The organism is Janthinobacterium sp. GW823-FHT06H09, assembly GCF_058794735.1.
On the sequence record NZ_JBXAHC010000014.1, the window covers coordinates 29224 to 55580 of the forward strand.

General features: G+C 61.5%; 27 protein-coding genes. 11 read left to right on the forward strand and 16 right to left on the reverse strand.

Features of this window, described 5'->3' with window-relative positions:
- Window positions 1–82: 82 nt before the first annotated feature.
- The 5 genes from corA to glnA all read right to left on the reverse strand — a co-directional run bounded on the left by corA (window position 83) and on the right by glnA (window position 5893).
- Window positions 83–1048 (reverse strand): magnesium/cobalt transporter CorA, encoded by a 966-nt coding sequence (gene corA, locus AC1Q6X_RS22100; protein ID WP_034760218.1) that lies wholly within the window; start codon window positions 1046–1048, stop codon window positions 83–85.
- 138 nt (window positions 1049–1186) lie between these two features.
- A complete protein-coding gene (gene ntrC / locus AC1Q6X_RS22105; protein ID WP_492498396.1) occupies window positions 1187–2677 on the reverse strand; it encodes a nitrogen regulation protein NR(I) in 1491 nt (496 codons plus the stop codon).
- Window positions 2678–2725: 48 nt separating this feature from the next.
- A complete protein-coding gene (gene glnL, locus AC1Q6X_RS22110) occupies window positions 2726–3814 on the reverse strand; it encodes a nitrogen regulation protein NR(II) (protein WP_492498397.1) in 1089 nt (362 codons plus the stop codon).
- Between the two features lie 7 nt (window positions 3815–3821).
- Window positions 3822–4331, reverse strand: coding sequence for a DUF4124 domain-containing protein (locus AC1Q6X_RS22115; RefSeq protein WP_492498398.1), 510 nt, complete (start codon window positions 4329–4331; stop codon window positions 3822–3824).
- 146 nt (window positions 4332–4477) lie between these two features.
- Complete coding sequence (gene glnA, locus AC1Q6X_RS22120) at window positions 4478–5893, reverse strand: type I glutamate--ammonia ligase (protein ID WP_070219258.1); 1416 nt, start codon at window positions 5891–5893, stop codon at window positions 4478–4480.
- A gap of 386 nt (window positions 5894–6279) precedes the next feature.
- Here glnA and AC1Q6X_RS22125 point away from each other — a divergent pair, with 386 nt between their 5' ends.
- From AC1Q6X_RS22125 to AC1Q6X_RS22135, 3 genes are all read left to right on the forward strand, one after another.
- The gene (locus AC1Q6X_RS22125; protein ID WP_099410353.1) at window positions 6280–6741 is read left to right on the forward strand and encodes a rhodanese-like domain-containing protein; all 462 of its coding nucleotides are present in this window, start codon (window positions 6280–6282) and stop codon (window positions 6739–6741) included.
- 157 nt (window positions 6742–6898) lie between these two features.
- Window positions 6899–7249: a type II toxin-antitoxin system RelE/ParE family toxin gene (locus AC1Q6X_RS22130; RefSeq protein WP_070219259.1), complete on the forward strand. Its 351-nt coding sequence runs from the start codon at window positions 6899–6901 to the stop codon at window positions 7247–7249.
- Window positions 7246–7530, forward strand: a complete 285-nt coding sequence (locus tag AC1Q6X_RS22135; protein ID WP_492498399.1) for a Fis family transcriptional regulator — start codon at window positions 7246–7248, stop codon at window positions 7528–7530. The genes AC1Q6X_RS22130 and AC1Q6X_RS22135 overlap by 4 nt, the downstream gene beginning before the upstream one ends.
- Window positions 7531–7543: 13 nt before the next feature.
- Here the strand turns inward: AC1Q6X_RS22135 and AC1Q6X_RS22140 are convergent, their stop codons facing one another.
- Window positions 7544–8890: a TAXI family TRAP transporter solute-binding subunit gene (locus AC1Q6X_RS22140; RefSeq protein WP_492498400.1), complete on the reverse strand. Its 1347-nt coding sequence runs from the start codon at window positions 8888–8890 to the stop codon at window positions 7544–7546.
- Window positions 8891–9021: 131 nt separating this feature from the next.
- On the opposite strand from AC1Q6X_RS22140, the gene AC1Q6X_RS22145 reads away from it, so the two are divergent.
- Window positions 9022–9627 carry a glutathione S-transferase family protein gene (locus tag AC1Q6X_RS22145; RefSeq protein WP_492498401.1) on the forward strand — a complete coding sequence of 202 codons (606 nt, stop codon included), beginning with the start codon at window positions 9022–9024 and terminating at the stop codon, window positions 9625–9627.
- Window positions 9628–9682: 55 nt separating this feature from the next.
- Here AC1Q6X_RS22145 and AC1Q6X_RS22150 read toward each other — a convergent pair whose 3' ends face one another.
- The 6 genes from AC1Q6X_RS22150 to AC1Q6X_RS22175 all read right to left on the reverse strand — a co-directional run bounded on the left by AC1Q6X_RS22150 (window position 9683) and on the right by AC1Q6X_RS22175 (window position 17664).
- Complete coding sequence (locus AC1Q6X_RS22150) at window positions 9683–12799, reverse strand: transglycosylase domain-containing protein (RefSeq protein WP_492498402.1); 3117 nt, start codon at window positions 12797–12799, stop codon at window positions 9683–9685.
- Window positions 12800–13163: 364 nt separating this feature from the next.
- Window positions 13164–13949: a competence/damage-inducible protein A gene (locus tag AC1Q6X_RS22155; protein WP_492498403.1), complete on the reverse strand. Its 786-nt coding sequence runs from the start codon at window positions 13947–13949 to the stop codon at window positions 13164–13166.
- A gap of 31 nt (window positions 13950–13980) precedes the next feature.
- Window positions 13981–14808, reverse strand: a complete 828-nt coding sequence (locus AC1Q6X_RS22160) for an EI24 domain-containing protein (protein ID WP_492498404.1) — start codon at window positions 14806–14808, stop codon at window positions 13981–13983.
- Window positions 14808–15812: a sterol desaturase family protein gene (locus tag AC1Q6X_RS22165; RefSeq protein WP_492498449.1), complete on the reverse strand. Its 1005-nt coding sequence runs from the start codon at window positions 15810–15812 to the stop codon at window positions 14808–14810. Before AC1Q6X_RS22165 ends, AC1Q6X_RS22160 begins: the two co-directional genes overlap by 1 nt.
- A 32-nt stretch (window positions 15813–15844) precedes the next feature.
- Complete coding sequence (locus tag AC1Q6X_RS22170; RefSeq protein WP_492498450.1) at window positions 15845–16678, reverse strand: polysaccharide deacetylase family protein; 834 nt, start codon at window positions 16676–16678, stop codon at window positions 15845–15847.
- Between the two features lie 14 nt (window positions 16679–16692).
- Window positions 16693–17664 (reverse strand): YVTN family beta-propeller repeat protein, encoded by a 972-nt coding sequence (locus AC1Q6X_RS22175; protein ID WP_070291134.1) that lies wholly within the window; start codon window positions 17662–17664, stop codon window positions 16693–16695.
- 197 nt (window positions 17665–17861) lie between these two features.
- On the opposite strand from AC1Q6X_RS22175, the gene AC1Q6X_RS22180 reads away from it, so the two are divergent.
- The 3 genes from AC1Q6X_RS22180 to AC1Q6X_RS22190 all read left to right on the forward strand — a co-directional run bounded on the left by AC1Q6X_RS22180 (window position 17862) and on the right by AC1Q6X_RS22190 (window position 19182).
- A complete protein-coding gene (locus tag AC1Q6X_RS22180; protein WP_034760263.1) occupies window positions 17862–18218 on the forward strand; it encodes an FKBP-type peptidyl-prolyl cis-trans isomerase in 357 nt (118 codons plus the stop codon).
- Between the two features lie 200 nt (window positions 18219–18418).
- Window positions 18419–18673, forward strand: a complete 255-nt coding sequence (locus tag AC1Q6X_RS22185) for an acyl-CoA-binding protein (protein ID WP_070219266.1) — start codon at window positions 18419–18421, stop codon at window positions 18671–18673.
- Window positions 18674–18720: 47 nt separating this feature from the next.
- Window positions 18721–19182, forward strand: a complete 462-nt coding sequence (locus tag AC1Q6X_RS22190; RefSeq protein WP_492498405.1) for a GNAT family N-acetyltransferase — start codon at window positions 18721–18723, stop codon at window positions 19180–19182.
- Window positions 19183–19272: 90 nt separating this feature from the next.
- Here the strand turns inward: AC1Q6X_RS22190 and proX are convergent, their stop codons facing one another.
- From proX to proV, 3 genes are read right to left on the reverse strand one after another with little or no spacing between them, the layout of a single operon-like run.
- A complete protein-coding gene (gene proX / locus AC1Q6X_RS22195; RefSeq protein WP_492498406.1) occupies window positions 19273–20331 on the reverse strand; it encodes a glycine betaine/L-proline ABC transporter substrate-binding protein ProX in 1059 nt (352 codons plus the stop codon).
- Window positions 20332–20343: 12 nt separating this feature from the next.
- Window positions 20344–21447 carry a glycine betaine/L-proline ABC transporter permease ProW gene (gene proW, locus AC1Q6X_RS22200; protein ID WP_070219269.1) on the reverse strand — a complete coding sequence of 368 codons (1104 nt, stop codon included), beginning with the start codon at window positions 21445–21447 and terminating at the stop codon, window positions 20344–20346.
- Window positions 21444–22676 carry a glycine betaine/L-proline ABC transporter ATP-binding protein ProV gene (proV, locus tag AC1Q6X_RS22205; RefSeq protein WP_070219346.1) on the reverse strand — a complete coding sequence of 411 codons (1233 nt, stop codon included), beginning with the start codon at window positions 22674–22676 and terminating at the stop codon, window positions 21444–21446. Before proV ends, proW begins: the two co-directional genes overlap by 4 nt.
- A 245-nt stretch (window positions 22677–22921) precedes the next feature.
- Between proV and AC1Q6X_RS22210 the strand changes: the two genes are divergently transcribed.
- Window positions 22922–23083, forward strand: a complete 162-nt coding sequence (locus AC1Q6X_RS22210; RefSeq protein ID WP_162995550.1) for a hypothetical protein — start codon at window positions 22922–22924, stop codon at window positions 23081–23083.
- Between the two features lie 177 nt (window positions 23084–23260).
- Here AC1Q6X_RS22210 and AC1Q6X_RS22215 read toward each other — a convergent pair whose 3' ends face one another.
- Window positions 23261–23545, reverse strand: coding sequence for a polyhydroxyalkanoic acid system family protein (locus AC1Q6X_RS22215; RefSeq protein WP_070219270.1), 285 nt, complete (start codon window positions 23543–23545; stop codon window positions 23261–23263).
- A gap of 200 nt (window positions 23546–23745) precedes the next feature.
- On the opposite strand from AC1Q6X_RS22215, the gene AC1Q6X_RS22220 reads away from it, so the two are divergent.
- From AC1Q6X_RS22220 to fdxA, 3 genes are all read left to right on the forward strand, one after another.
- On the forward strand, window positions 23746–25143 hold the full coding sequence (locus AC1Q6X_RS22220; protein WP_070219271.1) for a gluzincin family metallopeptidase: 1398 nt from the start codon (window positions 23746–23748) through the stop codon (window positions 25141–25143).
- A gap of 103 nt (window positions 25144–25246) precedes the next feature.
- Window positions 25247–25534 carry a protealysin inhibitor emfourin gene (locus AC1Q6X_RS22225; protein ID WP_070219272.1) on the forward strand — a complete coding sequence of 96 codons (288 nt, stop codon included), beginning with the start codon at window positions 25247–25249 and terminating at the stop codon, window positions 25532–25534.
- A 331-nt stretch (window positions 25535–25865) separates the two neighbouring features.
- A complete protein-coding gene (gene fdxA, locus AC1Q6X_RS22230; RefSeq protein ID WP_010395176.1) occupies window positions 25866–26189 on the forward strand; it encodes a ferredoxin FdxA in 324 nt (107 codons plus the stop codon).
- The last annotated feature ends 168 nt before the right edge of the window (window positions 26190–26357 follow it).

The following is a 26357-nucleotide window of genomic DNA, read 5'->3' on the forward strand; positions in this document are numbered from 1 at the left end:
CCTCAGCAAAGGCCCGAGTCAACGGACTTGCCGCGATTGTACCCCTGGCTATTGTTTAATAATACAGATACGCAGGAAATTTTTATAGCCAGCCGGAACGCTTGAACAAGTAATACATATAACCGCAGACACAGCTCATCACTGCCACTGCGGCCGGATAGCCATAATGCCAGTCCAGTTCCGGCATGAACTTGAAGTTCATGCCCCAGATGCCGGCAAATGCGGTAAACACGGCAAAGATAGCCGCCCAGGCCGCCAACTGCTTGTTCACTTCGCTCTCGTCGATGGCCACCATCGACAGATTCACCTGGATGGCCGTGCTGATCGTATCGCGGATAGTGTCGAGCGTGCCGTTGATGCGCGCCAGATGGTCGTGCACGTCGCGGAAATACTCCTGGGTATCGTGGCACAGCGGCGGCACGCGCCCGCCGTGCAGCTTGCCCACCGCTTCCATCAGGGGCGCCACCACGTGGCGCAAGACCATGACCTTGCGCTTCAATTGATACAGCCGTTCGATATTGTCGCGCTCGGTACCACGGTCGAAGATGCGGTCCTCGATCAGTTCCAGCTCCGATTCGAGCGCGTCGAGCACGGGAAAGTAACGGTCGACGACCGCGTCCATCAGCGCGTACAGCACGAAAGCCGAGCCCTGGCGCAGCAGATGCGGTTCGCGCTCGGCACGCGCGCGGACACCGAGGAAACCTTGCGAGCTGTTGCTGCGCGACGAAAGCACGTAATTGGCACCGACAAAGATATCGACTTCGCCCAGCACCAGTTCATTCTCGACCATTTCCACGGTTTTCACCACGGCAAACAGGGAATCGCCGTATTCCTCGATCTTCGGGCGCTGGTGACCGCGCTGCGCATCCTCGACAGCCAGTTCGTGCAGGCAAAACTCGTGCTGCATCTGTTTCAGCTCGTCCGGCGTGGCATCGAGCAGGGCCACCCAGACGAAGCAATCGGGGCGCTCGACGTAATCGCTGATATCGTCGATCGGCAAGTCGGCCAGTTTTTTGCCATCCTGGTAGGCCACGCAGTTTATGAGCATACAGTTCCACAATCAAATGAAGACCGGACGAAACAGTCCGGCAGGCGTCAGCTTACCTTATCGCCTGCTGTGGGTGTTGTGGCGTGCAAGGAACACCGCAAGAAAAAGCGGACGGGAGAGTCCCCGTCCGGCAAGACGTCAATCGTCCTTGGCGCCGTCGATGCCCAGTTCCGATATCTTGCGGGTGATGGTGTTGCGGCCGATGCCCAGGCGCACGGCGGCGTCGTTCTTGCGCCCGTGCGTATGCTTGAGCGCCGTCTTGATCAGGGCCGATTCGAATTGCCGCCCCAGCACGGCCATGACTTCCTGCTGTCCCGCGCCCAGCATGCCGGCCGCCTGCAATTCCAGCAAGCCGATCCATCCCGGCGGCGCGCCGTTGGCGGGCGCGGCCGCTTCGAAGACCTGACCGCCATGCTGGTGAGCAACAGCTGGCGACGCAGCCTCGCCCGCCGCGGCGGTGGCGGCGCCATCGCCCTGCCCCTGCGTCAATTCCAGCGGCAAGTCCTTGATTTCCACCGTCTGGCCCGGCGCCATGACGGTGATCCAGTTGCACAGGTTTTCCAGCTGGCGCACATTGCCGGGCAAGTCGAGGCTGCTGAGGAACTGCATCGTCGGTTCGCTCATGCGTTTGGCTTCCACGCCCAGCTGGCGCGCGCTTTGCACCAGGAAGTGGCGCACCAGAATGGGGATATCCTCGCGCCGCTCCCGCAAACTGGGCAGGCGCAGGCGGATCACGTTCAGCCGGTGATACAAGTCTTCACGGAACAGGCCGTCGCGCACGCGCTGCTCGAGGTTCTGGTGCGTGGCGGTAATGACGCGCACGTTCGCCTTCATGGGCTGATGGCCGCCGACGCGATAGAAATGGCCGTCGGACAGCACGCGCAGCAAACGCGTCTGCAGGTCGAACGGCATGTCGCCGATTTCATCGAGGAACAGGGTGCCGTTCTCGGCCTGCTCGAAGCGGCCCCGGCGGGTCGTCTGCGCGCCCGTAAACGCGCCGCGTTCATGGCCGAACAGTTCGGACTCGAGCAAATCCTTCGGGATCGCCGCCGTGTTCAGGGCGATGAAGGGCTGCGCCGCGCGCGGGCTGTGCTTGTGCAGCGCGCGCGCCACGAGTTCCTTGCCGGAACCGGATTCGCCCGTGATGAGCACCGTCACATTCGATTGCGACAAACGGCCGATGGCGCGGAAGACTTCCTGCATGGCCGGCGCCTGGCCGAGGATTTCCGGCGTTTCCGACGGGCCCGATTCGACGCTGGTCTCGCGCAGGCTTTCTTCCAGCGCGCGGCGGATCAGCTCGACGGCCTTGTCGATGTCAAACGGCTTGGCCAGGTATTCGAAGGCGCCGCCCTGGAAGGCCGCGACGGCCGAATCGAGGTCGGAAAAGGCCGTGATGATGATGACCGGCAAGCCGGGAAAGCGCGACTTGACCGTTTGCAGCAACTCCAGGCCGGACGCGCCCGGCATGCGGATATCGGACACGAGCACTTGCGGCGTGTCAAATTCCAGCGCGGCGATGGCGTCGCGCGCATTGGCAAAACTCTTGGTGGCGAGATTTTCCCGCGCCAGGGCTTTTTCCAGCACCCAGCGGATTGATTCGTCGTCGTCAACTATCCAGATTGGCTTCATTAGTGTGTGCGTCCCGCAATGGATTTCATGGGTGGGATACTTCCTCGCTTATGGCAAGGGGAGAACGATCCTGAAATCGGTGTATCCAGGCCGGCTTTCGCACTCGATCACGCCCAGGTGCTGTTGCACGAAGGTTTGCGCCAAGGTGAGCCCCAGACCGCTGCCGCCTTCCCTGCCCGACACCAGCGGGTAGAAAATCCGGTCGCGGATCTGGGGTGCGATGCCCGGTCCATTGTCAATGATATGCAAGTCTAATGCCAGGTTGTAGCGGACCTTGGCCAGGGTCACCTGGCGCGCCACGCGCGTCTTGAAAATCAGCTCCGCGTCACCCGCTTCGATGCGCTCGGCCAGCGCCTGCGCCGCGTTATGCGCGATGTTGAGCACGGTCTGTATCAGCTGCTCCTTGTCGCCGCGAAACTCGGGGATCGAGGCGTCGTAATCGCGCGAAATGGTCAGTCCGCTGGGGAACTCGGCCAGGATCAGGCTGCGCACCCGTTCGCACACTTCATGGATATTCACGTCGCCCACGATGTGCGGGCGGCGGTGCGGCGCCAGCAGGCGGTCGACCAGCGTCTGCAGGCGGTCCGCTTCCTTGATGATGACTTGCGTGTATTCGCGCAATTCGCTCAGGTGCAGGGCCGGCAATTCCAGCTCCAGCAGCTGGGCCGCGCCGCGGATGCCGCCCAGCGGGTTCTTGATTTCATGCGCCAGGTTGCGGATCAGCTCCTTGTTGACCTGGCTCTGGTCGAGGATGCGCTCCTCGCGGTCGAGTTTCAGCTGCTGCACGTTTTCGCGCAGCTCGATCAGCACGCCGTCGCGCGGTGCGTCGAGGGCGCTGACGATGCTGTGCACGCGCAGCGGCTCGCGCCCCAGGCGTTCCAGGCTCAGGTCCTGGCGCAAATCGGAAAATTTATGTTCGAGCGCCTGCGCGCAGATGCCGGCCAGCTCCTCGGGATTGAGGAACAGCGCCATCAGTTTTTGCCGCGACAGCGCCTTTAATGAGCTTTCCAGCAGGTTTTCCGCCGCCGCGTTGGCATAGCTGATGCGGCCGTCGCCGTCGAGCAGAATCACGGCCGAAGCGAGCAGATCAAGGCCTGCCAGGTGGGCGGGACGGCTGGAAAAATTGTCTATTGTCATGGTCTCGTCATCGGATATTGGCGATCTCGCGTTTCAGGGCGTCTATATTTTGCTGCGTGCGGCTGATGTTGTCCTTCAACTGCGCCACCCGTTCCTGGTATTTCGCATAGTTGCGCTCATTGCCCTGGCGCTCGGGCTGCCCGCCGTTAAATTCCAGGCGCTGCGACGCCAGTTTCTGCTCTTCGCTGCGCAATTCGTCCTGCAGGATCTGGCGCCGGTCCAGGTCGCGCGCGCGCTGCTCGGCGCCATCGACCTTGGGAAACGCGCCGGCGGCAGGCGCCGCCGTGACCGCCGCCTGTGTGGCGGGTCGGGCAGGCGCGCCTGCCAGCGGCGCCGTCTTGCGTGGCGGCTCTGTCAGGGCGCCCGGCAAATCGAGCAGCTGGCAATGCGCGCCAGCCCGCCTGTCCGTGTACGTCTTGTGTCCTTGCGCATCGGCGCACACATACAACTGCCCGTGCGCCTGTGCCGCCGCGCCCAGCAATCCTGCCATCAGCGCCATTCTGTAATGCTTGGTCAATCTCTACTCCTGTCGGCACATGCCGCATCGTTCCTGGGCCGACTATACAACAACGCACTGTGGCGCCATAACAAAAAACGCGGGCAAGACCATCGCCTCACCCGCGTTTTTTTATTCACTACCGGCACGTTGCCGGCGTGGCGCCATTACAGCGAGTAGTACATGTCGAACTCGGCAGGATGCGTGGTCATGCGCATGCGCTGCACGTCCTGCATTTTCAGTTCCAGGTAAGCGTCGATCATCGAATCGCTGAACACACCGCCGCGGGTCAGGAACTCGCGGTCCTTGTCCAGGGCTTCCAGTGCTTCTTCCAGCGAAGCGCACACGGTAGGGATCAGTGCGTCTTCTTCCGGCGGCAGATGGTACAGATCTTTCGAGGCGGCTTCGCCCGGATGGATCTTGTTGGCAACGCCGTCCAGGCCGGCCATCAGCAGTGCGGCGAAGCACAGGTACGGGTTGGCCAGCGGATCCGGGAAGCGCGCTTCGACGCGGCGGCCTTTTGGATTGGCCACGTGCGGGATACGGATCGAGGCAGAACGGTTTTTCGCCGAGTACGCCAGTTTCACTGGCGCTTCGTAACCTGGTACCAGACGCTTGTACGAGTTCGTGCCCGGGTTGGTGATCGCGTTCAGCGCCTTGGCGTGCTTGATGATGCCGCCGATGTAGTACAGGGCGAAATCGGACAGGCCGGCATAGCCGTCGCCAGCGAACAGGTTTTTGCCATCTTTCCATACGGATTGATGCACGTGCATGCCCGAACCGTTGTCGCCAACGATAGGTTTTGGCATGAAGGTGGCGGTCTTGCCATAGCTGTGCGCCACGTTCCACACCACGTATTTCAGGTTTTGCGTCCAGTCGGCGCGCTCGACCAGGGTCGAGAACTTGGTGCCGATTTCATTCTGGCCGGCGCCGGCCACTTCGTGATGATGTACTTCAACCGGGATGCCCAGCGATTCCAGGATCAGGCACATTTCCGAACGCATGTCCTGGAAGCTGTCCACTGGTGGCACGGGGAAGTAGCCGCCCTTGACGGTAGGACGGTGGCCGCTGTTGCCGCCTTCGATATCCTTGCCGGTCGACCACGAACCTTCGTCCGAACCGATCTTGACGAAGCAGCCCGACATGTCGATCTTCCAGCGCACGCTGTCGAAGATGAAGAATTCCGGCTCAGGGCCGAAGTAGGCGGTGTCGCCCATGCCCGACGATTTCAGGTAGGCTTCGGCGCGTTTCGCGATCGAGCGCGGATCGCGGTCGTAGCCCTTGCCGTCCGACGGTTCGATCACGTCGCACTGCATGAACAAGGTCGTTTCTTCCATGAACGGGTCGATATTGGCCGTGTTTGGATCCGGCAGCAAGATCATGTCGGACGCTTCGATACCTTTCCAGCCAGCGATCGAAGAACCGTCAAAGGCGTGGCCCGACTCGAATTTGTCCATGTCGAAGTGCGACACGGGAACCGTCACGTGCTGCTCTTTACCACGGGTATCAGCAAAGCGGAAATCAACGAATTTGACTTCGTTTTCTTCTACCATCTTCAAGACTTCTGCGGCTGTCATTGCCATGCGTATCTCCTAAATGAATGTGGGGTGAGCCGACCTTAGTGCGTCTGGGCTGATGAAGCGAAGCAAACATTGCGTGCCACCAAAACTCATAAGGATCATAGCAGATTCCATGCCAGCTCCAGAAGAGACCTGGCCGCCAGAGGCAAAACCCGGCTATCCCAATGAAAGTTTTCCCGCCCGCGATTTTCCTGCTGAGTTTGCGTCAAATCAAGAATGCACTATGCAAGTGCGAAAAACGAATAACGCACCATTATCGTGCATTTTGTGCGGATTTCTGAAAAATGCCTCGTTGTGGTGCATTGAGTGTGCACCACGGCATTCCCGTTTGCGGGGCGCGGATGGCGCACTATAATCGACCATACCTGCCCACTTTCATCGAGGACGCCATGACTACCGCCGCCGACATCCTGACCACTGCCCGCAGCCGGGCCAATGAAGGTACGCCGTATGCCGGCGCCGTCACGCCGCAGGAAGCGTACGAGCTGCTGCAACTGGACGCAGCCGCCAAGCTCATCGACGTGCGCACGAACGCCGAGCGCGACTGGGTCGGCCGGGTCGACATCGCCGATACCCAGCATGGTGCGGTGCAGTGGGCCACCTACCCGGGCGGCGTGCCGAATCCCGATTTCCTCGCGCAGCTGGCGGCCCAGGCCGGCAAAGACGAGGTGCTGCTGTTCCTGTGCCGCTCGGGTGTGCGTTCGCGCCATGCCGCCAAGCTGGCCACCGAGCACGGCTATATCAACTGCTTCGACATCCTTGAAGGGTTTGAAGGCGACAAGGATGCGGACGGCCACCGCAAGCAGATCGGCGGCTGGTGCAAGGCCGGGCTGCCGTGGCTGGGCGCCTGACGCTGGCCGCCTGACTATCTCAACAGTGTTTGATCTGGCGGGCCACGCGATGGCCCGTCATCGACTACAACCATCCATGCGCGCCCGATTTTTTCAACTGCGGCGCAAATTCTCCTTGAAGAAATGTACCTTATATAGTACAACGTAGAGGTGCGTCATGGATGCTTCCGGCTTGCGGCAGATTACCCTGCTGTTCTATGCGAACGGCAATGGCGGCGAACCCGTGCGCGACTGGCTCAAGTCCTTGCCGCTTGAAGAGCGCCATGTGATCGGGCAAGACTTGATGCATGCGCAATGGCGCTGGCCCGTGGGCATGCCCCTGTGCCGGCATCTCGGGCACGGCTTGTCGGAAGTGCGCAGCAGCTTGCCCGGCAACCGCATTGCGCGCGTGCTGATCTGCCATCACGGCGATTGCCTGGTGGCGCTGCACGGCTTTATCAAGAAAACCCGGACGACGCCGGAAGACGACCTGGCGCTGGCCCGCAAACGCTACAAGGAACTGACATGAACGCCACCGCCCCCCATCTCGGCAGCAGCCTCGACGACTTCCTCAAGGAAGAAGGCATCTTTGAGCAAACGCAAACCCGCGCCATCAAGGAAGTGATCGCCTGGCAACTGACGCAGGCGATGCAGGAGCAAGCGATGTCGAAGACGCGCATGGCGGCCCTGTTGCAGACGAGCCGCTCGCAGCTCGACCGCCTGCTCGACCCCGGCAGCGATGTGACGCTCTCCACCTTGGAGCGGGCCGCCGTGCTGCTTGGACGCAAGCTGTCGGTCACCCTCGTTTAAGCGACTTAAGCGCTCAGGCCGCCTCGCCTGCCTCGGGATGCTCGCCCATCAGGGTCAATATGCGCTTGCGCACGAAATTGATATGGCTGCGCAAGCCATACAGGCCATCGGCAAACGACAGGGGAATCGAGATCTGGTTGACCATGTCCTCGATCTGGTCCAGCCGCTTCAATTGCTCCGCATACACTTGCGCGCGCTGCTCCTGCGGCACGTCTTCCAGCGCCTGCTCCACCGTGCGCAGCTGGCCATACCAGCGGTACACGCGCGAGCGGATGCGCCACACGTACAGGGGCGGCACCACGCGCGACAAGGGCAATATCAAGGCACCGAGCGCCACCACCAGCACCCACATGCGGTCGAAGAAATTAGCCAGCCAAAAACTCATATAGCGCTGCAGCACGGGCGCGCCATCCTTGTAGAATTTCAGCGCTTCGGGCGCTACAGGAATTTCCGTGTAGCGCGCGGACGGGAACTGCCCCTGCTGCTGGAACCAGCCCGTGCCGCCATGGATGCCGGCCGCCGCCTGCACGAACAGGTCGACGAGGGCCGGATGCAAGTCTTCGCGCGCAACCAACGTGGCGGTCGGCGCGATCAGGTGATAATCCTGCGCCGGGATGTTTTTTCCCAGGTCGACTATGCCGCGCGGCAAGACGACATGCGTGAGGAAAGGCAGGCGCCGCGTGTACGCCTCCGCTTGCGAAAAATCAAACAGCTTGATGCCCGGCGTTTGCAGCAGCATCTGGATCAGCGGCGCTTCCGGCGCCGAGCTGAACACCAGGCCGTCGATGCGCCCTTCCAGCAGCTCCACCGTGGCGGGCGTGTTTTGCAAGGCACTCACGGTCAGCTCGCTCGCTTCGACGCCATTCACGGACAGCAACTGCCGGAACAGGCTGGGCACGCCCGTGCCTTCCGGCCCCAGGTTGATCTTCATGCCCTTCAATTGCGTCAGTTCCGTCACCGCCTTGTCTTCGCGCAAGAACAGCCAGACGGGTTCCGTAAACAGGCTGCCCAGGGAGATGAGGCCATGGCGCTCGGCATCGGCGTGTTCCGTCGAGCCGCTTTGCACGAAGGCGATATCGGTCTTGCCCGCATTCAGGCGCTGCAGGTTTTCCTGCGAACCCAGCGATGGCTGCAAGGTCACCTTGATGCCGTGCCTGGCCAGGGTAGCCGCGTATTTCTTGCCGAACTCTTCATACGCGCTATTGTCCTGCCCCGTCGACAGGCTCACCTGGCGCGGCGGCGCCGGGTCGACCAGCCAGTAAGCAAGCGCGCAGAATGCGCCGACGAGCAGCAGGGTGGGACCGGCAGTGGCGAGGAAATCGCGCACGGAAAAGCGGCTGAACGCGAGAATTTTGGACATGTGGTGGCGCATAGGTTTCATGGGTGGCTACGATGCCAAGAAAAGCCCAACTATGCAAGGCACTTTCACATGCGCGGCCTGGCCATTTCCGCTACAGTGGCAGATCGATCACCTGCCCTCTGGAGCCCCGCATGCTGAAAATTCTTGGAAAAGCCGCCTCGATCAATGTCCGCAAAGTCCTCTGGACGTGCGAGGAACTCGACCTGCCGTACGAACGCGAAGACTGGGGCAGCGGCTTTCGCACCACCGACGACCCGGCTTTCCTGGCCTTGAACCCGAACGCCATGGTGCCCGTGCTGCTCGATGGCGACCTGGTGCTGTGGGAATCGAACACGATCTGCCGCTACCTGTGCGCCCAGGCGGGCCGCGACGACTTGCTTCCAAGCACGCCACGCGCCCGCGCGGAAGTGGAAAAATGGATGGATTGGCAAATGGGCGATTTGAACAACAGCTGGCGCTACGCCTTCATGTCGCTGGTGCGCCACAGCCCGGCCCACCAGGATGCGGCGCAGCTGGCGGCCGGTATTGCCGGATGGAACAAGATGATGGGCGTGCTGGAACAGCAGCTGCAGCGCACGGGCGCATTCGTCTGCGGCGAAGCGTTCACCCTGGCCGATATCGTGCTGGGCCTGTCCGTCAAGCGCTGGCTGATGGCTCCGATGCAGCGCCCCGATTATCCGGCCATCGCCGCCTATCACGCGCGCCTGGAAGATAAAACGGCCATGTTTGCCGGCTAGCAAGAAAAAACGCCAGCATGGAAGCTGGCGTTTTGCTCAATCCGCATACTGCCGGTTAATTCGTGCACTGCCTGGCCACACCCTCGGCCGGCGCAGGCGGCTCGATCAGCGGCATCAAGCTCGGCGCCAGCGACACCAGCAGTTGCACGGGCAAGGCGCTGGTGAAATCGTAGTTCTTCGATTCCGGTCCGCGCACATACGCCGTCATGCTGCCATAGAAGCGCTCGCCGATATTGAAGACGAACGTGGCCGAGCGGTTCACATAGCGCGACTCGATCAGGCGGCCGCCGGCGCCATACACGTCGAAGCGCTGGTCGCCCGTGCCCGTCTTGCCGCCCATCGGGATCGGCACGCCGTCGGCGCCGACGAATGCCGTCTTCGCCCGTTTCGCCGTACCGTCCGACACGACTTCGCGGATGGCCTTGGCGACGGCCTTGGCCACGTCCGGCGACAACACTTGCTCCGCCTCCACCTTGCTGCCCCGCTTGACCATGGTGTCGTACGGCGTGTTGGCGGCGAAATGCATGGAATCGATGCGCACGCTCGGCTTGCGCACGCCATCGTTGATGATGATGCCCATCAATTCGGCCAGCGCGGCGGGACGGTCGGCCGACGCGCCCAGGGTGGTCGCATACGACGGCACCAGCGAATCAAACGGGTAGCCCATCTTCTTCCACTGGCGGTGGATTTCCAGGAAGCCTTCCACTTCCAGCAAGTTGGCGATGCGGCGGTCCTGCGCATGCTTGCGGTGCGTGTTGAACAGCCATTTGTAGACTTCCTGGCGTTCCTTTTCGCTGGCCGCCACCATCTGCGTCAGGGTGGAACCTTCATGCTGGCGCAGATACGCCACCATCCACAGTTCCAGCGGATGCACATTGGCCAGATAACCGCGGTCGGCCAAGGACCAGTTTTCCATCGCGTACTGCTGGTACATCTTGGCGACGCGCTCGGGCGGCACTTCGTTTTGCGACGGCAGGTTGGCGTTGAGGAAATCGCCGAATTCCGCCACCGTGCCCTTCGGGTTGACGGTGCGGAAGATATTCGCCAGGCGCACGGGCGTCGGGCGGATGCTGGCCAATAAAATCTTTTCCTGCTCGTCGACGCTCTTGCCGCGGTACTTCTGATAGAAACGGTGCAGGAATTCGCGCCCTTCCTTGTCGGCAAAGCGGCTCAGGTACTGGGCGCGGCGCGGATCGTCCGCGTCCGCCAGCAGCGATGCCGAAGAATCGGGGCGCGAGAACATGTAGTAGCGGGCCACGTCGCGCATCAGGCGCACGAACACCAGGTTGGTCGACTGGCGCAGCGCCTGCTGCACCGTCATGATGCGGCTGTCGTCGAGCTTGGAGAAGTTGCCGAAATGGTGCAAGCCGCCGCCCGTGAAGAAGCCTTCGCCCGGGTTGCCCGAATATTTGCGTTCCATGGCGGCCGCCAGCATGGCCGGCAGGTTGCGCGCTTCGCCGAGCGGCAATGGTTTCAGATAGGCAATCGCCCACTGCGACAGCATATCCTTGGGATCGACGGCAATCTTGCCCAGCTCGGCGGCGCCCATGCCGCTGTAGCGCTGGTGCAACTGGTCGATGATGTCCAGGTACGTGACCAGGGTGCGCAGCTTGGCCGTGGAACCGAGGTCCAGCTTGGCGCCTTCGTTGATGTCGAGCGGCTGGTCAAAGTTATCCGTTTGCACGCGCAGCAAGTTGGCCTGCTCGCCCTTTTGCAGCAAGGTAAAACTGTAGACCACGTTGGCGGGGTCGCCATTGCCCAGCATGCCCTTGCCCGTCAAGCCCGCCGCTTTCGCCACTTCCGGGTCGCGCAACTCGCGCAAGACCTTGGTGACGGCGTTTTGCGCCTGCGCGTCGAGCGTGCTGACCACTTTCAGGTCGAGGCGGTCGAGGTTGTACAAACGCGGATCGCCGAGCATGGTGGCCAGGTGGTTGCGCACGGCATTCGAGGCCTTGCGCGTAACGAACGAGGTCGATGCTTCCGATTGCACGCCGGACGCCGTCGACGGACGCAGCTTCTCGGCGACGGCCGCATCGCGCAGCTGCGGCGAAATCACGCCCGCCTGCGCCAGCAAACGCAGATGGCTGTTGGTCAATTCTTCCAGGTCGGCGCCGCCAGCCACCAGATAATGGGAAGGACGGCGCTGCGCGATCAGCAGGCTCAGCGCCTGCTTGTAGGCCAGCGCGCTGCCTGGCTGGTCCATTTTTCCACTAAGCAAAGTTTTCACTTCGGCAAACGGACGGCCATACCAGACCCACATGCCGTCGCCGATGCCGTTGACTTCGCCAAAGCCGCTCTTTGCCGACAGCGGCACGGTATTGAGGTAATTGACGACGATCTTGCGCCGCGCTTCCATGGTGTTTTCGCCATCCTGGTACGAGCGCAGGCTGGCCGAAATCATCTGCAGCAGCTTGTCCTGCATGGAACTGGTGCGCCCGTCTTCCGAATGCCGGTATTTTTCGATCTGCGTGGCCAGCGTGCTGCCGCCGCCACCGCGGTGGCCGCCGAACAGGTTCAGCGCCTTGTCGAGAATCGCCTTGCTCAGACGGTCCCATTCCACGGCGGGATTGCGCTTGGGCGTGCCCGGGTCGAGCAATTCGCGGTTTTCGATAAACAGCAGGCTTTGCACGAGCGCGGGCGGCGCTTCGGCAAAGCCGTCGAACATGCGCTCGGGATAGCTGGCCGCGAACAGCGGTGCGGCGCGACAATCGAGGATGGTCAGGCCCGCGCGGTTTTTCTCGTGATAGGTGGCAAAGATGCCACGGTCGACCAGCTGCACCATTTTCGGCGACATGCGCGCCTGCGCCGTGACGGCGTAGTCGCGCGCATTGAGTTTGGTGATGAAGTCGGGCAAGCTGGCATAGCCGAGCCGCTCGTCATACGGGCCGTGCTGCGGATAGCGGATGGCGCCCGCCGGTGCAGGGCCGGGCTCGACCTTGAACGCCAGCTGGCGGTCCAGGCGCGTGAAAAACTCTGCCTGCAGGGCCGACGTGCGCACTTCGCGCATGACGAACCACGCCACGCCGGCGATCAGCGCCAGCACGATGATGGCAAAGATCGGCCAGATGCGTGAACGGCGCTTCTTCGGCGGGCTCGCCGGCGGCGGCGCCTCGGGTGCTGGATCAGAGGGGGGCCGCTCTTGCGCGGCCAGATTGACGCCTGTGTCTTTCATGGGATGCTGGGGTAAGGTTGGGTTTGGACGGCGCGGAAAAGGCGGCAACGATGCCGCTCCGCGCAGGATAAGACGAGGGCCAGCCAGGGCCGGTCACAACAAAACTTGCTTAACATGATGTCCATACCGGTGAATCAAAAAAACACGCTACTGCACAGGCAGGCGACCGCGCGTTCGACACGCAAGGCCCCTGTTCACCATTCCACCACATCGGCATGAAAACGACTGACGAGCGCGCACAAAAATCTTGCTTCATTGAAGATTTTCGCAAAAAAACAACGTCTTGGAACGTACGCTGGCGTACATAGATGCATGGCGGGCTGGACGCCAGCGAAAAAGCCGCCGGCGCCGGGCTGGCGGCATCTCAAATGGTGGTGTACTCCGCCTGCAAGGTATCGAGTGCGGCGCGCATCTCGGCAAAGGCAGCCGCCGCTTGCGCGGGCTCGCCCTTGACGCCCAGTTCGATATGCCGGCGCGTCTGCGCATCGCCCACGCTGGGCAGGCTGAACACCTTAATCAGCGGAAACTCCGCTTCCAGGCGCACCATCAGCGGCGTGAGCAAGGATTCGGCCGTTTCATACACGAGCAAGGCATGTTCCGCGTGCGGCACCTGGTTGAACAGGTGGGCGTAATGGGTATCGAGCACCCATTCGATCATGGGCCAGGACATGACGGGAAAGCCCGGCACGAAATAATGTTCGCGCACGGCAAAGCCGGCAATCTTGTTGTACGGATTCGGAATCAGCTCGGCGCCCTGCACGAATTCCGCCATTTTCAGGCGGTGCAGGTTTTCCGGCGAGTTCAAATCGGCCGGCACGCCCGCCTCCTCGCCCATTTCCGTGATCCGCTGCTGGATATTGAGCTTGCCCTGCGGATGCAGCACCAGCGGCAAGCCCAGCGCATCGGCCGCCGCCTGGCGCGTATGGTCGTCCGGCGTGGCGCCGATGCCGCCAAAGCTGAAGACGATGTCGCCGCTTGCAAAGCTGCGCTGGAGCAAGGCGACCAGGCGGGCCGGCTCGTCGCCCACGTATTCCGCCCAACTCAGCTGCAAGCCGCGTGCCTTGAGCATGCTCACGACTTTCGGAAAATGCTGGTCCGTGCGCTTGCCCGACAGGATTTCGTCGCCGATGATGATCAATCCGATAGCCATGAAGCTCCCTCGTAGAATTCGATGAAAATACTCAAGCGTCCGCCGGCGCCACGTCGGTCATGCCGCGTACGCCCCGCAAACGCGCCAGTGCTTCCAGGCAGTAATACTGGAACCACAGACCCGTAAAGATAAAGATCAATACATACAGCCAGATGGCGAACGCCGCCAGGAAGGGGAAGAACACCACCGACATCACGCCGCCCATCCACAGCATGCCGGGCACGGCGCCGGCCGCGCCGGAGACCATGCCGATGGCCAGCAGGGGCCAGCGCTGCGTGCGCATGATGGCGCGCCGCTCTTCCACGCTGGCGTAGTCGGCCATGGCGTCATACGCCATCACGCGGTAGGTCAGCCAGCCCCACAGCACGGCCTGGCCCGCCAGCGCGGCCGGCGGAAACGCGTACAGGGGCAGCATGAGCACCCAGACGATGATGAACAGCAGGAACGTCGCCAGCGAAGTGGCGACGCTGCCCAGCAGGCTGCCGCCATGCTTCTTTTCCAGCTGCGGAAAATGCCGCCCGCCGATATGCCGGCCGATGGCCGGCATGGCGAACAGGCCCATGAAGATCAGCGCCGTCAAGATCATCAGCGGCAGCAGCATGAACATGGCGATCAGGGGTACGATCACCGCTTTCAGCATGCCCAGGCCGAAGGCGGCCAGCACCTGGCCGCTGGTGCGGAAGAAGTCATATTGCGTAAACAGCGCATGCAGGCTGTCGATCAGCGGCTGCAAGCCCACATACAGCAGGGCGCCCCACAGGATCAGCGACAGGATGAACGGCGCTATGCTCAGCAGCAATATCCTGCCGTGCAATTGCGACAGGAAAGCACGGCCATACGAATTCAGCACATTACGCATCAACGGCGTCCTTTTCGTTTGATTCTTGCAAATTCCACCATGCGGCGCAGGCCCAGCCATTGCTGCTGCCAGAAGCCGCGGCCATAGTTGCGCCCGGGCCGGCCCACGCCCTGGCTGTCGATACGGGCCAGCTGGTCGCGCACGCCCGTGCGCGCATAGCCGGCCGAGAAATTCGCGGTGCCCAGCAGCATATCCCAAATCGGCAGCACCACGCCGAAGTTGCAGCCCCCCATGCTGCCTTTGCCTTTCGACTCGTGCCCCACGCCGATCGCATGGTGTGTGCGGTGGAAACGGGGCGAGATCAGCAGCCGCTCGCCGATGCGGCCGAAGTGTATCCTCACATTCGCATGCTGCAAGCTTTGCAGAATGCGCGAAACCGACACCAGCAGCACGTACTGGCCCGGCGGCACGCCGATGCCGAGCGCCACCAGCGCCATCACCACGTCGCGCAGGAAGTCGTCGAGCAGGTGATTGCGGTCATCGCTCCACAAATTCATGTTTTGCTGGCTGTGATGCAGGCTGTGCAAGCCCCACCACCAGCCGAAATGGTGCGAGGCACGGTGGTAGCAATAGTCGACGAAGTCCAGTATCACAAAATAAATGATAAAACTGACTAAGGGACTGATGCCGGGCAACAGCGATTCCAGGTTCAATGGATGGATATTGTCGAAACGCAAGGCGCCTGCCAAGGCATCCATCAGCGGATCGAGCGTGAAAAAGACCAGCACGGAAAACAGGCCGATGCGGTGCAGTACCGTGTAGATGAAGTCGTTCCAGCGGGCGCGCGGGTCCGTGATCTTTTGCGCGGGAATCAGGGCTTCGAGCGGGCGCAGCACGAGGAACAGCAGCACCAGTTCGCACAGGCCGATCAGCAGCCATTCCGTGCCCTCGAATGCTTCTTCCGTAAATTCGCCAAAGCCCAGGTGATAGACGAGGGGATTCACCACAGTCTGGAACAGCCAGCCTTGCGCCACGCCAAACGCATCGATCACGGCGTCGATCATCGGGGTGACGAAACTGACGATGTCGGCGGCCATCATGGCTGGCCCTTCTTGCGCGCGTAGGCAGGATGCTCGCGCAGGGTGGCAAAACAGAAACCCTTGTCTTGCAGGCCGGAAATCAAGGCGTCCAGGTTGGCGGGCGCCCATGCATCCTTGCGCGACCAGATGCCCATGTGCGCAATGAAAATGTCGCCGCTGCGCAAATTCGCCAGCGCTTTCTTCAGCAGCATGGCGTTTGGATACTTGTCGCTGGGCAGCTCATCGCCGGAATACCCCGCCGGCGCCCAGCCCGCATGCTGGTAGCCGCAGGCGCTGCCGGCCGCCAGGGTGCGCGGCGATGTGTAGCCGCCCGGCGCGCGCCAGAACGGGTCGAGCTTGCGACCCGTCAGTTCCTGGAAGCGCGTATCGACGCGGCGCAATTCCTCGCAGAACTGCTGATCCGTCACCGACGCCAATTTGCCGCCATCCTTGCCGAACTGGGGCTTGACCTGGATCAAGCCGTTGGCCAGATCCTTCTTCCAGTACACATGGTCAAACGTGTGCGTGCCGAACGCATGGCCTTCGGCCACGCGGGCTTTCCAGTACGGCGCCCACGACGGGTCGAGCGAATAGTCGCCGCGCGTCGTCTTTTCATTGGCCAGGAAGAACGTGGCTTTGATCCGGCGCTTGTTCAACACGTCGGCGATCAGTTGCGCTTGCGACTGGCTGCCCGTGTCGAACGTCATGTAGATCGTGCCCTTGCAGGCGGCCGGCACTGAAGCTGCGGCTGGTACAGCGGCGGCAGGTGCAGCAGCATGCGCGGACGTCAGCATGGCACTGGCGCACAGCAGCACGGCGGGCACGCGGCCCGCGGAAATCAGGCGTTTCATCATCACACCCGTCATCACATGCGCGGCGAGTGCGTGGCGAAATACACGCCATGGGGCGAGCGGCCCACGGGGATCGTCTTGATCACCTTGCGCGTGGTCAAATCGATCACAGCCACTTTCTTGATCCAGCGCAGGGTGACCCACATGGTCTTGCCATCGGGCGTGATTTCCATGCAGTCCGGGCCACCGGGCACGTTGATGGTGCCCACGTTTTCCAGGGTTTGCTGGTCGATGATGTTGATCGTGTTCGACACGCGGTTCGACACGAACGTCATGCGGTTGTCACCGAGCGCGCGGAAATTATGCGTGCCGGCGCCCGCCTTGATGCGCTTGACGGTCTTTTGCGTGCGCCAGTCGATCACTTCCACGTAATCGCTGCCCATGATGCCAACCAGCAAATATTTACCGTCGGGCGTCATCGTGATGCCGGCCGGCGCGGGGCCGACGGGCATGGTCCATTTCACCGTCTGCGTGGCCAGGTCGATGGCGCTGACCTGGTTGCTGCCCTGCTGCGTGATAAAAGCCATGGTGCTGTCGGCCGTGAAGGCCATGTGGCTGGGCAGCTTCGGCAGCGCGATGCGCTTGGCCAGGGTCAGGTTCTTGCCGTCGTAGCGGTACAGGTCGATGCGGTCCAGGCGCAGCGAATTCGAGATGAACCACTTCTGGTCCGGCGAAAAGCCGATCTGGTAGGGATCGAGGATGTTGCTGATGCGGCGCTGGATCTGGCCCGAGACGGGGTCGAGGAAGATCAGTTCGTTGCCGACGGAGCTGGCGACGATCAGCGACTTGCCGTCCGGCGTCTCCATCAGGTGGTGCGGTTCCTTGCCAACGGCAAAGGTGGACAGGGGGGCGTAGGTTTTCTGGTCTAGCAGTTGCACCGTAGCATCACGGGAATTGAGTACCACCACCACTTCGGCTTGCGCCGTCGATATTGCGGAAACCAGGCACAGCGAGGAAAAAACAAGGCGGCGTAGACTGCGGAACATGGAAGAAATCACTGTTAAATACAAAACATGCATTTTACGTGGAACACCGTATTTATTGTGTGAAATCCCCCCTTAAATACAAGCCGTCGCCAAACCTCGTCGTAACTTCCCCATTTTCCCTGCAGCGGGCCTGGAATGGCGCTTTGCAACTCATTGCTCTACAATCTGAAGCTTTCATCGCCAACACAAGGATTATCATGACCACCACCACTACCGCTTCCGGTCTGCAATACATCGATACCGTCGTCGGCGAAGGCGCTGAAGCGCAAGCCGGCAACAATGTTGTCGTGCATTACACGGGCTGGCTGCAGAACGACGACGGCAGCGCCGGTTCGAAATTTGATTCGAGCAAGGACCGCAACGACCCGTTCGAATTCCCGCTGGGCGCAGGCCGCGTCATCCAGGGCTGGGACGAAGGCGTGCAAGGCATGAAAGTGGGCGGCAAGCGCCAGCTGATCATCCCGGCAGCACTGGGCTATGGCGCCCGCGGCGCCGGCGGCGTGATTCCACCGAACGCCACCCTGATTTTCGACGTCGAACTGCTGGGCGTATAAGTACCGACTCCGCAGCGCTCGAGCGACTGTACCTGGCGCCGCCCCTGTTCACGCAGCGGCGGCGCTTTTGTTTTGAGTGTGTCCTCTAATGCACGGCGCGCTTTTTTCACTATGATGTCAGGCACTGCAGCACGCACGGTGGCCACTCCGTCGGGCCTGCCGCACTTTTCCAGCGATTCCATCAGCACACAGGAGCCATCATGAGTTTACAAGAGCAATTCGACCAAGCGCAGCTCGATTCCAAGACCCTGTCCGAGCGTCCGGACAATATGACCTTGTTGAAAATCTACGCCTTGTTCAAGCAAGCGTCGAGCGGCGACGCCACGGGCGAGCGCCCTGGCATGACCGACTTCGTCAACCGCGCCAAGTTCGACGCCTGGGCGGCCCTGGCCGGCACCTCGAAGGAAGATGCGCAGCAGCAATACATCGACCTGATCGAAGACTTGAAGGATTGATCATCCCCCTGCCCCGGCACAGCCCGGGGCAATGTTATTATTTCCGCATGACACCATCACCGATTTCCCTGGCCCATGCCGCCGACCTGCCCCGTTTGTTCGACGTCTGGCACCTGTCCGTACGCGCCACCCACGATTTCCTCGCCGACAGCGATATCGCTTTCCTCATGCCCTTCGTTCGCGATGAGCTGGCCAGAGTGACGGCCGAACGCCTGCTGCACGTGCTGCGCGATGCCGATGGCAGCGCTTACGCCTTCCTGTGCGTCGAGCACGCCAAGATCGAGATGCTGTTCGTGCATCCCGATCAACGCGGCAGCGGCGCCGGCCGCACGCTGGTCCAGTACGCCATCACGGCCTTGGGCGCCACGGCCGTCGACGTCAACGAGCACAACACGCAAGCGCACGGCTTTTACCGCCACCTGGGTTTTATCGGGGAAAGCCGCTCGGAATGCGACCCCTTTGGCAAGCCTTTCCCCATTTTGCACCTGAAACTGGCCGTAAACGGCTGAAAACTCACCAAAAACCACCAAAACAGGCCGTTAACGCAAAAGTGGCTACCAAACCGGTAGCCACTTTTTTTACGCTGTATCAGCCGTAATTTACTTTTTTGCCGCCGCCAGCGCTTGCGCGATCCAGCCGTCAAACTTTTGCTGGTGATACTTGATCCAGCCGGCCGTATGGCGCGCGATACCGGCTTGCGTGTTTTCGCCACGGCGCATGCGCTCATTCTGCGCATTGATGTCCGCCACGGGCAATTGCATCACTTCGAACAGCTTGGCCGCGGCCGGATTTTTCTCCGCCCAGGCCTTGTTCGATACGATGCGCGCCGTGTTGACGGCAAAACCGTAGTCGCTGCCATCGTCGAGGCGGGTGTTCACCTTGTCGGGATTGGCCGAGAACGGCACTTTCAGCCAGACCACGTCCTTGCCCGGCACCAGCACGCCGCTGACCCAGTATGGCGTCCACGTGTAGTACAGGATCGGTTCGCCACGCTTGTAACGGCCCAGGGTATCGGCGATCAGAGCCGCATAGCTGCCCTGCACGTGCGTTACCGTTTCGCGCAGTTTGTACGCATCCATGTGGTTCTCGATCAGCGCTTCGCAGCCCCAGCCAGGGTTGCAGCCCGTCAAATCGGCCTTGCCGTCGCCATCGTGGTCGAACAGCTTGGCCAGGGTGGGATCGCGCAACTGGTCGATATTCGTGATGTTGTACTTCTCGGCAGTTGCCTTGTCGATCAGATAACCTTGCGCGGCAGGCCCCGCATACTGGCCCGTGCGCGACAGCTTAGCGTCACCGCCCGCATTATTATAGAAATCCTTGTGCATCGGGTCCCAGTGCACGGCCATGAAGGTGGCGTCGCCATTGGCGATGGCGATATGCGCGGTCGGGTATTCCACTTCCTTGATCGGCTGCACTTCGTAGCCGAGCTTTTCCAGCGCCTTGTCGACCAGCATGGTCTGGAAGGTTTCTTCCGCGATCGAGCTTTGCAGCGGCTGCACCTTGACGCCCTTGCCGGGCAGCGCATCGGCAGCTGCGGCCGGCGTCTGCGCCATGGCCAGGCTGGTGGTCAGGGCCATGGCGGCGATGGCCAGGGCGGAAAACAGTTGGAACTTGCGTTGCGATTTTTGCGTCACTTTAAAATTGTCAATTTGATGCATGTAAATCCTTTCTTATTGTGCGTTGGCCAGCGTTGCTTGCTGTTCAACATTATTTTTCTCCGTGTTGCCGCGCACCAGGCGCAGCACGAAACCGGCGGGACCCGTCTGGTACCAGTGGCGCACGCCGCGGCGTGGCTGGCCCATCGCTTGCGTCAAGCGGTCCAGGGTGATGGCCAGCAGCACGATGCCGAGGCCACCGACCGTTGCCAGGCCCATGTCCAGGCGGCCGATGCCGCGCAATACCATCTGGCCCAGGCCACCCACGGCGATCATCGAGGCGATCACGACCATCGACAGCGACAGCATTAGCGACTGGTTGATACCGGCCATGATGGACGGCATGGCCAGCGGAAACTGCACGCGGGTCAGCAACTGCCACGGCGAGGCGCCATACGCGCGGGCCGCTTCGATCAGGTCGGGACGCACCTGGCGGATACCGAGGTTGGTCAAACGCACCAGCGGCGGCAGGGCAAAGATGATCGTCACGATCACGCCCGGCGCATTCCCGATACCGAACAGCATCACCACCGGCACCAGGTAGACGAAGGCGGGCGTCGTCTGCATGGCATCGAGCAAGGGGCGCAGGATATTCTGTGCGCGGTCGCTGCTGGCAAGGAAAATACCGAGCGGCAAGCCGATGGCCAGGCAGAAGGCCAGCGACGTCAACACCAGCGACAGGGTCGTCATGGCTTCCGGCCAGATGCCCAGCATCGACACGAGCAGCAGCGCCAGCACGGTGCCGATGGCCAGGGTGCGGCTCGTGAACTGCCACGCCAGCAAGCCGATGATGGCGATCACCGTCAGCGACGGAGCGGCCAGCAGCACGCCTTCCACGCCGGACAGCACGCTGTCGATCGGCGCACGCACGGCCTGGAAGAACGGACGGAAATGGGCGACGACCCAGCCCAGGCCCTGGTTGATCCAGCTTTCCAGCGGCAGCGAGCCGTCGAAAATCTGCGTCAGGTGAAAGCCGGCCGCATGTTCCGGCTGTACGGCGGGCGCGGCGGCGTCGAGCCACGCGGTGCTGGCGTCGGTGGGGGGCGTCAGCGCCCAGGGATTGATCTGGGCGGCCTGTTCAACAACAGGTTCTACTGTGGAAACGGTGCTTGGGTTCATGCTTGTCCTTTCTGTTGTTGTTCGGCTATGGCTGGCGTGTCGCGGTCGAGGAACTTCAGCAAGGTCGTCTTGCTGATGGCGCCGCGGAAGCTGCCGTCATTGGCCACCACAGGGACGGCGTAAGGCAGTTGCGCCACCTGGCCGAACAGGCCGGCGACGGGCTCGTCTGCATCGATGGTCTGCACGTCGGGCAGATAGGCATGCGCCAGGCCCAGCGGACCCACATGGCCGTCGAGCGCACTGCGCAGCGAATCGGCCGAGACGACGCCGAGGAACTTGCGCTGCGGATTGACGACATAGGCAAACGCGCGATCCTGCTCTTCCAGCATCGACAGCGCGGCGCGCGAACCGCGGCTCGGCGATTCCGACACGACGATCTGGCTCTTGCGGGCAATATCGCTGGCCTTGAAGACGGCCGCCGCATCGACGCCGCGCACGAAGTTGCGCACATAATCGTTGGCCGGCTTGCGCAGGATTTCTTCCGGCGTGCCCACTTGCACCACGTGACCGTCTTTCATGATGGCGACGCGGTCGCCGATGCGCATGGCTTCATCGAGGTCATGCGAAATGAAGACGATGGTGCGGCGCTTGATTTGCTGCAAACGCAGCAGTTCCGATTGCATTTCCGTACGGATAATCGGATCGAGCGCGGAAAACGCTTCATCCATCAGCAAAATCGATGGATCGCAAGCCAGCGCACGCGCCAGGCCCACGCGCTGCTGCATGCCGCCCGACAATTCGTCGGGATAGCTGGCGCCGTAGCCGTCCAGGCCCACTTGCTCCAGTGCTTGCTGGGCCAGCGCATGGCGCTCGGCCTTGGGCATGCCGGCCAGTTCCATGCCGAAGGCAGTGTTGTCGAGCACGGTAATTTGCGGCAGCAGCGCGAACGACTGGAACACCATGCTGATGTCCTTGCGGCGCAGGGCGCGCAGCTGGGCGTCCGGCAAGGTATTGATGTCGTTGCCGTCGATCAGGATGCGGCCGGCGGTGGGCTCGATCAGGCGGTTCAGCATGCGCACCAGGGTCGACTTGCCCGAACCGGACAGGCCCATGATGACGAAAATCTCGCCCGCTTCAATGGTAAAGGTGGCGTCGAAGACGCCGATGGTGCAGTCGGTCTTGGCCAGGATGTCCTGCTTGCTGGCGCCCTGACGGACGAGTTCAAGTGCTTCTTCTGGCTTGTCGCCGAACACTTTGAACACATGGTCGATAATGATTTGTTTTGCCACGATGTGGTTCTCCCTCGATTTGACGAATGGATTGAAACCCAGCAAGCCTGCTAGCTTGCGGCGGGAATCAGCAAACCCTGTTGCGTCGGCTACGCCACGGCGCACAATGCGCACGGGAGCGACAGGAAACAGGGGGTGACACGCGTGTGACCAGCGGATGGCCAAAGCCGGTGCCGGGGTGCCGTGTGCGTGCTAAAAGAGGCTGTGGTTCAGGACTTTTAACAACGCTAGCGCCATGCAAATACATGGCACCAAATGTATTTGACCGAAAAAAAATCGACCAAGCTACTTTTAAACTGGATGCGGGTGTAAAACCCGAAGAATTATTCACCACTCAGCGAGCGGAGAGTACTGCGAAGCAGAAGGTGAAACGCGGTGTAGCTGTTGTAAATATGACTCAAGTATAACGCAAAAAGCCATCAAAGTCCAATGGCTTTCCAAATAGAAATGTGCTAGCAATGTTCGCCAGCGTACAGTCGGACGTAAAAAAGGCGAAAAGCGACATGTTTTCATCGTCTTTCGCCCATCGCCGCGACATGCTCCCTAGCACCAAACAGGGCGCCAGACAAGCGGGCCAAATGCCATCAAACTGCTTCGGTAAACACCTTGCGCATTTTCTCGGCAATCTTGCCTTCAATCGTGGAGGCGAAGGCGCTGAGCATGAAACCCAGCTTGATTTGCAGTTGCGCCTGCTCTTTTTCCAGGGTCAGCGAACCATCGACGCCGCTGCGCTCGAAGCGCAGCACATCGCCATCCCAGGCGCACGCCAGGTCATATTCCTGGGCCAGCTTGTCGGCCACTTGCTGCGCCGCTTCGCGCGCCTTTGCTGCTGTCAGCTTATGTTGCTGAACTATATTTATATCCGCCATCAAACGATCCTTTTATTATAAAAACGGGGGCAATACGGCCAGCATCATACCAGCCGCCATGCGGCGGGCACGGCCGCAGCGGGCGCCGTACGGCCAAAAAAGCCCGTCCTTCCCGCGCATCGTTTGCGCGGAATCAAACCGGATGCGCCCAAGCGGGACGACTATTCCAGTTCCAGTTGCGCGTGTCTTGGAGAACTACCATGGACCAGAAAGTCATCGTGCCGGTCGAAGCCGTCCTGACCAAATGCGTGTCCCTGCCCGTCGGCTATGTCCCTACCCCCTCGGCGCCCTACCGCCAGCACCGCAAGAATGCGCAACTGACCTTGCAGCCGGGCCCGCCCCGCCTGACGGAGGCAACGGTGCGCAACCTGGCCGCCGTGCCCGTCGGTTCACGCGTGCTGATCTGGAAGCAAGATCCGTCCGTCAGCGACCTGGGCACCCGTAAAGCCTTTTTGCCCGGGCTGATCCTGCAAGGCCCGCGCGACGCGCGCATCACGTTTGGCGAACCGGGCATCGCGCAAGTCAGCCCGAATGCCTTCGGCGACTTCATCGTCTCGCCCAATACCGACCAGTTCGACGCCGTGCACACGTTTGCCATCGTGCGCATGACACTCACCATGTACCAGCGCGCGCTGGCCAGCAACGACACGGCGCCGCCCCTGCCCTGGCAATGGAACAGCGCCAGCAATACGGCCCCGCTGCGCGTGTTCCCGCATGGCTTGCCCAATGTCATGAATGCGTATTACAGCCGCAGCGACAAGGCACTCAAGTTCGGCGACTTCATCCCCAGCGGCGCCACCGAGCGCGTCTACACCTGCCGCTCGCTCGACATCGTCTCGCATGAAACGGGGCACGCCGTGCTCGATGGCCTCAAGCCGAATTGGCTGCTCAGCAACAATCCGCCGCAAACGGGCGGCTTGCACGAATCGTTTGGCGACCTGACGGCCATCTTCCTGGCCCTGTCGCAGCTGGACCAGGTGGAAGCGGTGATCGCGCAAACGAAGTCCGACCTGCACGATAAAACCTTCCTGGCCGACCTGGCGGAGCAGTTCGGCCTGGCCCTGGGCCGGCCGAATGGCTTGCGCAATGCCGACAATGACATCAAATTGTCGGAAGCGGGCACGGAAGTGCACGCCATCTCGCAAGTGTTTACGGGCGCCATCTACGACATCCTGGCCGACATCTTTGCCCACGAACGCCAGCCCCAGCTGGAAGACGACGCGGCCGTGCTGCACCGCTGCGGCGACTACCTGCGCAGCCTGGTCCTGCGCGCGCTGGTGGCATCGCCCGACCAGGCCGCCACCTATGCCGACGTGGCCGGCCACATGCTGACGATCGCCCAGGCCGATGGCAATGGCGCCTACCTGGACTTTATCCGCAACAGCTTTACCGTGCGCGAAGTGCTCAAGGCCAATGCCATGACGGAGGAGGGGCAAATGACGTTTGCCCCCGATATCGTCGACGAAGACGGCGCCGTGCAAGACCGGCGCGCCTGCTGCGGTACCATGAACCATGCGGAATACAGCGAATCGGACCAGTTGCTCGAAGCGGAGCGCGAAGCGCTGGCCGCCTGGTGCCGCAGTTACGGTCCCCGGTAAACAGTCCCATGCAAGGCAGCGCACCGGCGCGTCCGCTTCAGGCCAGCCGCAGCAGCGGCAGGCCATGACGCGGCCCACACCACCCACAACAGCAAGGAGCAGCATGAAAATTTCAGCCCGCAGCAGTGGCGGCTTTGCCGGCCTGAGCGAACAGTATGAGATCGATACGCAAGCCCATCCCGCTGGCCCCAGGCTGGAAGCGGCACTGGCCAGCAGCGGCTTTTTCACGCAGCCGCAGGCCACGGATGAACACGTGGGCGCCGATATTCCCCGCTGGCAGATCACCGTCGACGCGCCCACCGCGCGGCGCACCATCACGTTTGCCGAGGATGGCAGCGCTGAAAATGCACGATGGCAGCAATTGCTGGCGCAAATACGCGCCAGCGCCTGAGTGTTCCGGCACTTATTTGTGCCGATCTTGATTTGAGTAAAACAAAAACACCACACGTCAAGCCAGCACATCCCCCGCCCTGCCCCCTGCCGCATCGGGCGACTGTCGCGTTCTTGCTGCGTTCTTCATGGCAACGTCCCGGATAGTCGCTGAATTGCCCGCTCTGCGCGGCAATGACACTGCCAAAAAATGAATTTGCTTATATGTATTGTATATAAGCGGGATTTGTGAGAAATAGCGAATTGCCTTAAAATACAATGCTTTGCTTTAGTATGCGCCGCCGAGGTTCCTGCAGGCGCTACAGCACCTCCCCCAAATTGATAGGACTGTTATGACCCACGTTGTCACCGAATCCTGCATCGCCTGTCGCTATACCGACTGCGTCGATGTCTGCCCGGTAGATTGTTTCCGGGAAGGCCCGAACTTCCTGGCAATCGATCCGGACGAATGTATTGACTGCGCCGTCTGCGTGGCAGAGTGCCCGGTGAACGCGATTTTCGCGGAAGAGGACGTGCCGGGCGACCAGCAAGCCTTCATCAAGATCAACGTCGATCTGGCCCGTAACTGGCCTTCGATCACCAAGACGAAGGCTGCCTTGCCGGAAGCGGAGCAATACAAGGACGTCAAGGACAAGCTCGACATGCTGGTGCGCTAAGCGCACGGCAGCTGCGGCGGCAATTCCGGCGGGGATGGATATTCTTCCCCGCAGGGGCGTGGCGGCAAAAAAACAGACAAAAAGCAGCGGAAACGCTGCTTTTTTTGCTTTTAAAGCATCGTTGCAGCTCTATCCACGTAACTGTGGCGCGCTGTCACAACTATGCGC

Bases quoted from the DNA above. Each gene is read 5' to 3' on its own strand.
- corA (WP_034760218.1), bottom strand. From the start codon at position 1,048: ATGCTCATAAACTGCGTGGCCTACCAGGATGGCAAAAAACTGGCCGAC.
- ntrC (WP_492498396.1), bottom strand. From the start codon at position 2,677: ATGAAGCCAATCTGGATAGTTGACGACGACGAATCAATCCGCTGGGTG.
- glnL (WP_492498397.1), bottom strand. From the start codon at position 3,814: ATGACAATAGACAATTTTTCCAGCCGTCCCGCCCACCTGGCAGGCCTT.
- glnA (WP_070219258.1), bottom strand. From the start codon at position 5,893: ATGGCAATGACAGCCGCAGAAGTCTTGAAGATGGTAGAAGAAAACGAA.
- AC1Q6X_RS22125 (WP_099410353.1), top strand. From the start codon at position 6,280: ATGACTACCGCCGCCGACATCCTGACCACTGCCCGCAGCCGGGCCAAT.
- AC1Q6X_RS22130 (WP_070219259.1), top strand. From the start codon at position 6,899: ATGGATGCTTCCGGCTTGCGGCAGATTACCCTGCTGTTCTATGCGAAC.
- AC1Q6X_RS22135 (WP_492498399.1), top strand. From the start codon at position 7,246: ATGAACGCCACCGCCCCCCATCTCGGCAGCAGCCTCGACGACTTCCTC.
- AC1Q6X_RS22140 (WP_492498400.1), bottom strand. From the start codon at position 8,890: ATGTCCAAAATTCTCGCGTTCAGCCGCTTTTCCGTGCGCGATTTCCTC.
- AC1Q6X_RS22145 (WP_492498401.1), top strand. From the start codon at position 9,022: ATGCTGAAAATTCTTGGAAAAGCCGCCTCGATCAATGTCCGCAAAGTC.
- AC1Q6X_RS22150 (WP_492498402.1), bottom strand. From the start codon at position 12,799: ATGAAAGACACAGGCGTCAATCTGGCCGCGCAAGAGCGGCCCCCCTCT.
- AC1Q6X_RS22155 (WP_492498403.1), bottom strand. From the start codon at position 13,949: ATGGCTATCGGATTGATCATCATCGGCGACGAAATCCTGTCGGGCAAG.
- AC1Q6X_RS22160 (WP_492498404.1), bottom strand. From the start codon at position 14,808: ATGCGTAATGTGCTGAATTCGTATGGCCGTGCTTTCCTGTCGCAATTG.
- AC1Q6X_RS22165 (WP_492498449.1), bottom strand. From the start codon at position 15,812: ATGATCGACGCCGTGATCGATGCGTTTGGCGTGGCGCAAGGCTGGCTG.
- AC1Q6X_RS22170 (WP_492498450.1), bottom strand. From the start codon at position 16,678: ATGAAACGCCTGATTTCCGCGGGCCGCGTGCCCGCCGTGCTGCTGTGC.
- AC1Q6X_RS22175 (WP_070291134.1), bottom strand. From the start codon at position 17,664: ATGTTCCGCAGTCTACGCCGCCTTGTTTTTTCCTCGCTGTGCCTGGTT.
- AC1Q6X_RS22180 (WP_034760263.1), top strand. From the start codon at position 17,862: ATGACCACCACCACTACCGCTTCCGGTCTGCAATACATCGATACCGTC.
- AC1Q6X_RS22185 (WP_070219266.1), top strand. From the start codon at position 18,419: ATGAGTTTACAAGAGCAATTCGACCAAGCGCAGCTCGATTCCAAGACC.
- AC1Q6X_RS22190 (WP_492498405.1), top strand. From the start codon at position 18,721: ATGACACCATCACCGATTTCCCTGGCCCATGCCGCCGACCTGCCCCGT.
- proX (WP_492498406.1), bottom strand. From the start codon at position 20,331: ATGCATCAAATTGACAATTTTAAAGTGACGCAAAAATCGCAACGCAAG.
- proW (WP_070219269.1), bottom strand. From the start codon at position 21,447: ATGAACCCAAGCACCGTTTCCACAGTAGAACCTGTTGTTGAACAGGCC.
- AC1Q6X_RS22210 (WP_162995550.1), top strand. From the start codon at position 22,922: ATGGCACCAAATGTATTTGACCGAAAAAAAATCGACCAAGCTACTTTT.
- AC1Q6X_RS22215 (WP_070219270.1), bottom strand. From the start codon at position 23,545: ATGGCGGATATAAATATAGTTCAGCAACATAAGCTGACAGCAGCAAAG.
- AC1Q6X_RS22220 (WP_070219271.1), top strand. From the start codon at position 23,746: ATGGACCAGAAAGTCATCGTGCCGGTCGAAGCCGTCCTGACCAAATGC.
- AC1Q6X_RS22225 (WP_070219272.1), top strand. From the start codon at position 25,247: ATGAAAATTTCAGCCCGCAGCAGTGGCGGCTTTGCCGGCCTGAGCGAA.
- fdxA (WP_010395176.1), top strand. From the start codon at position 25,866: ATGACCCACGTTGTCACCGAATCCTGCATCGCCTGTCGCTATACCGAC.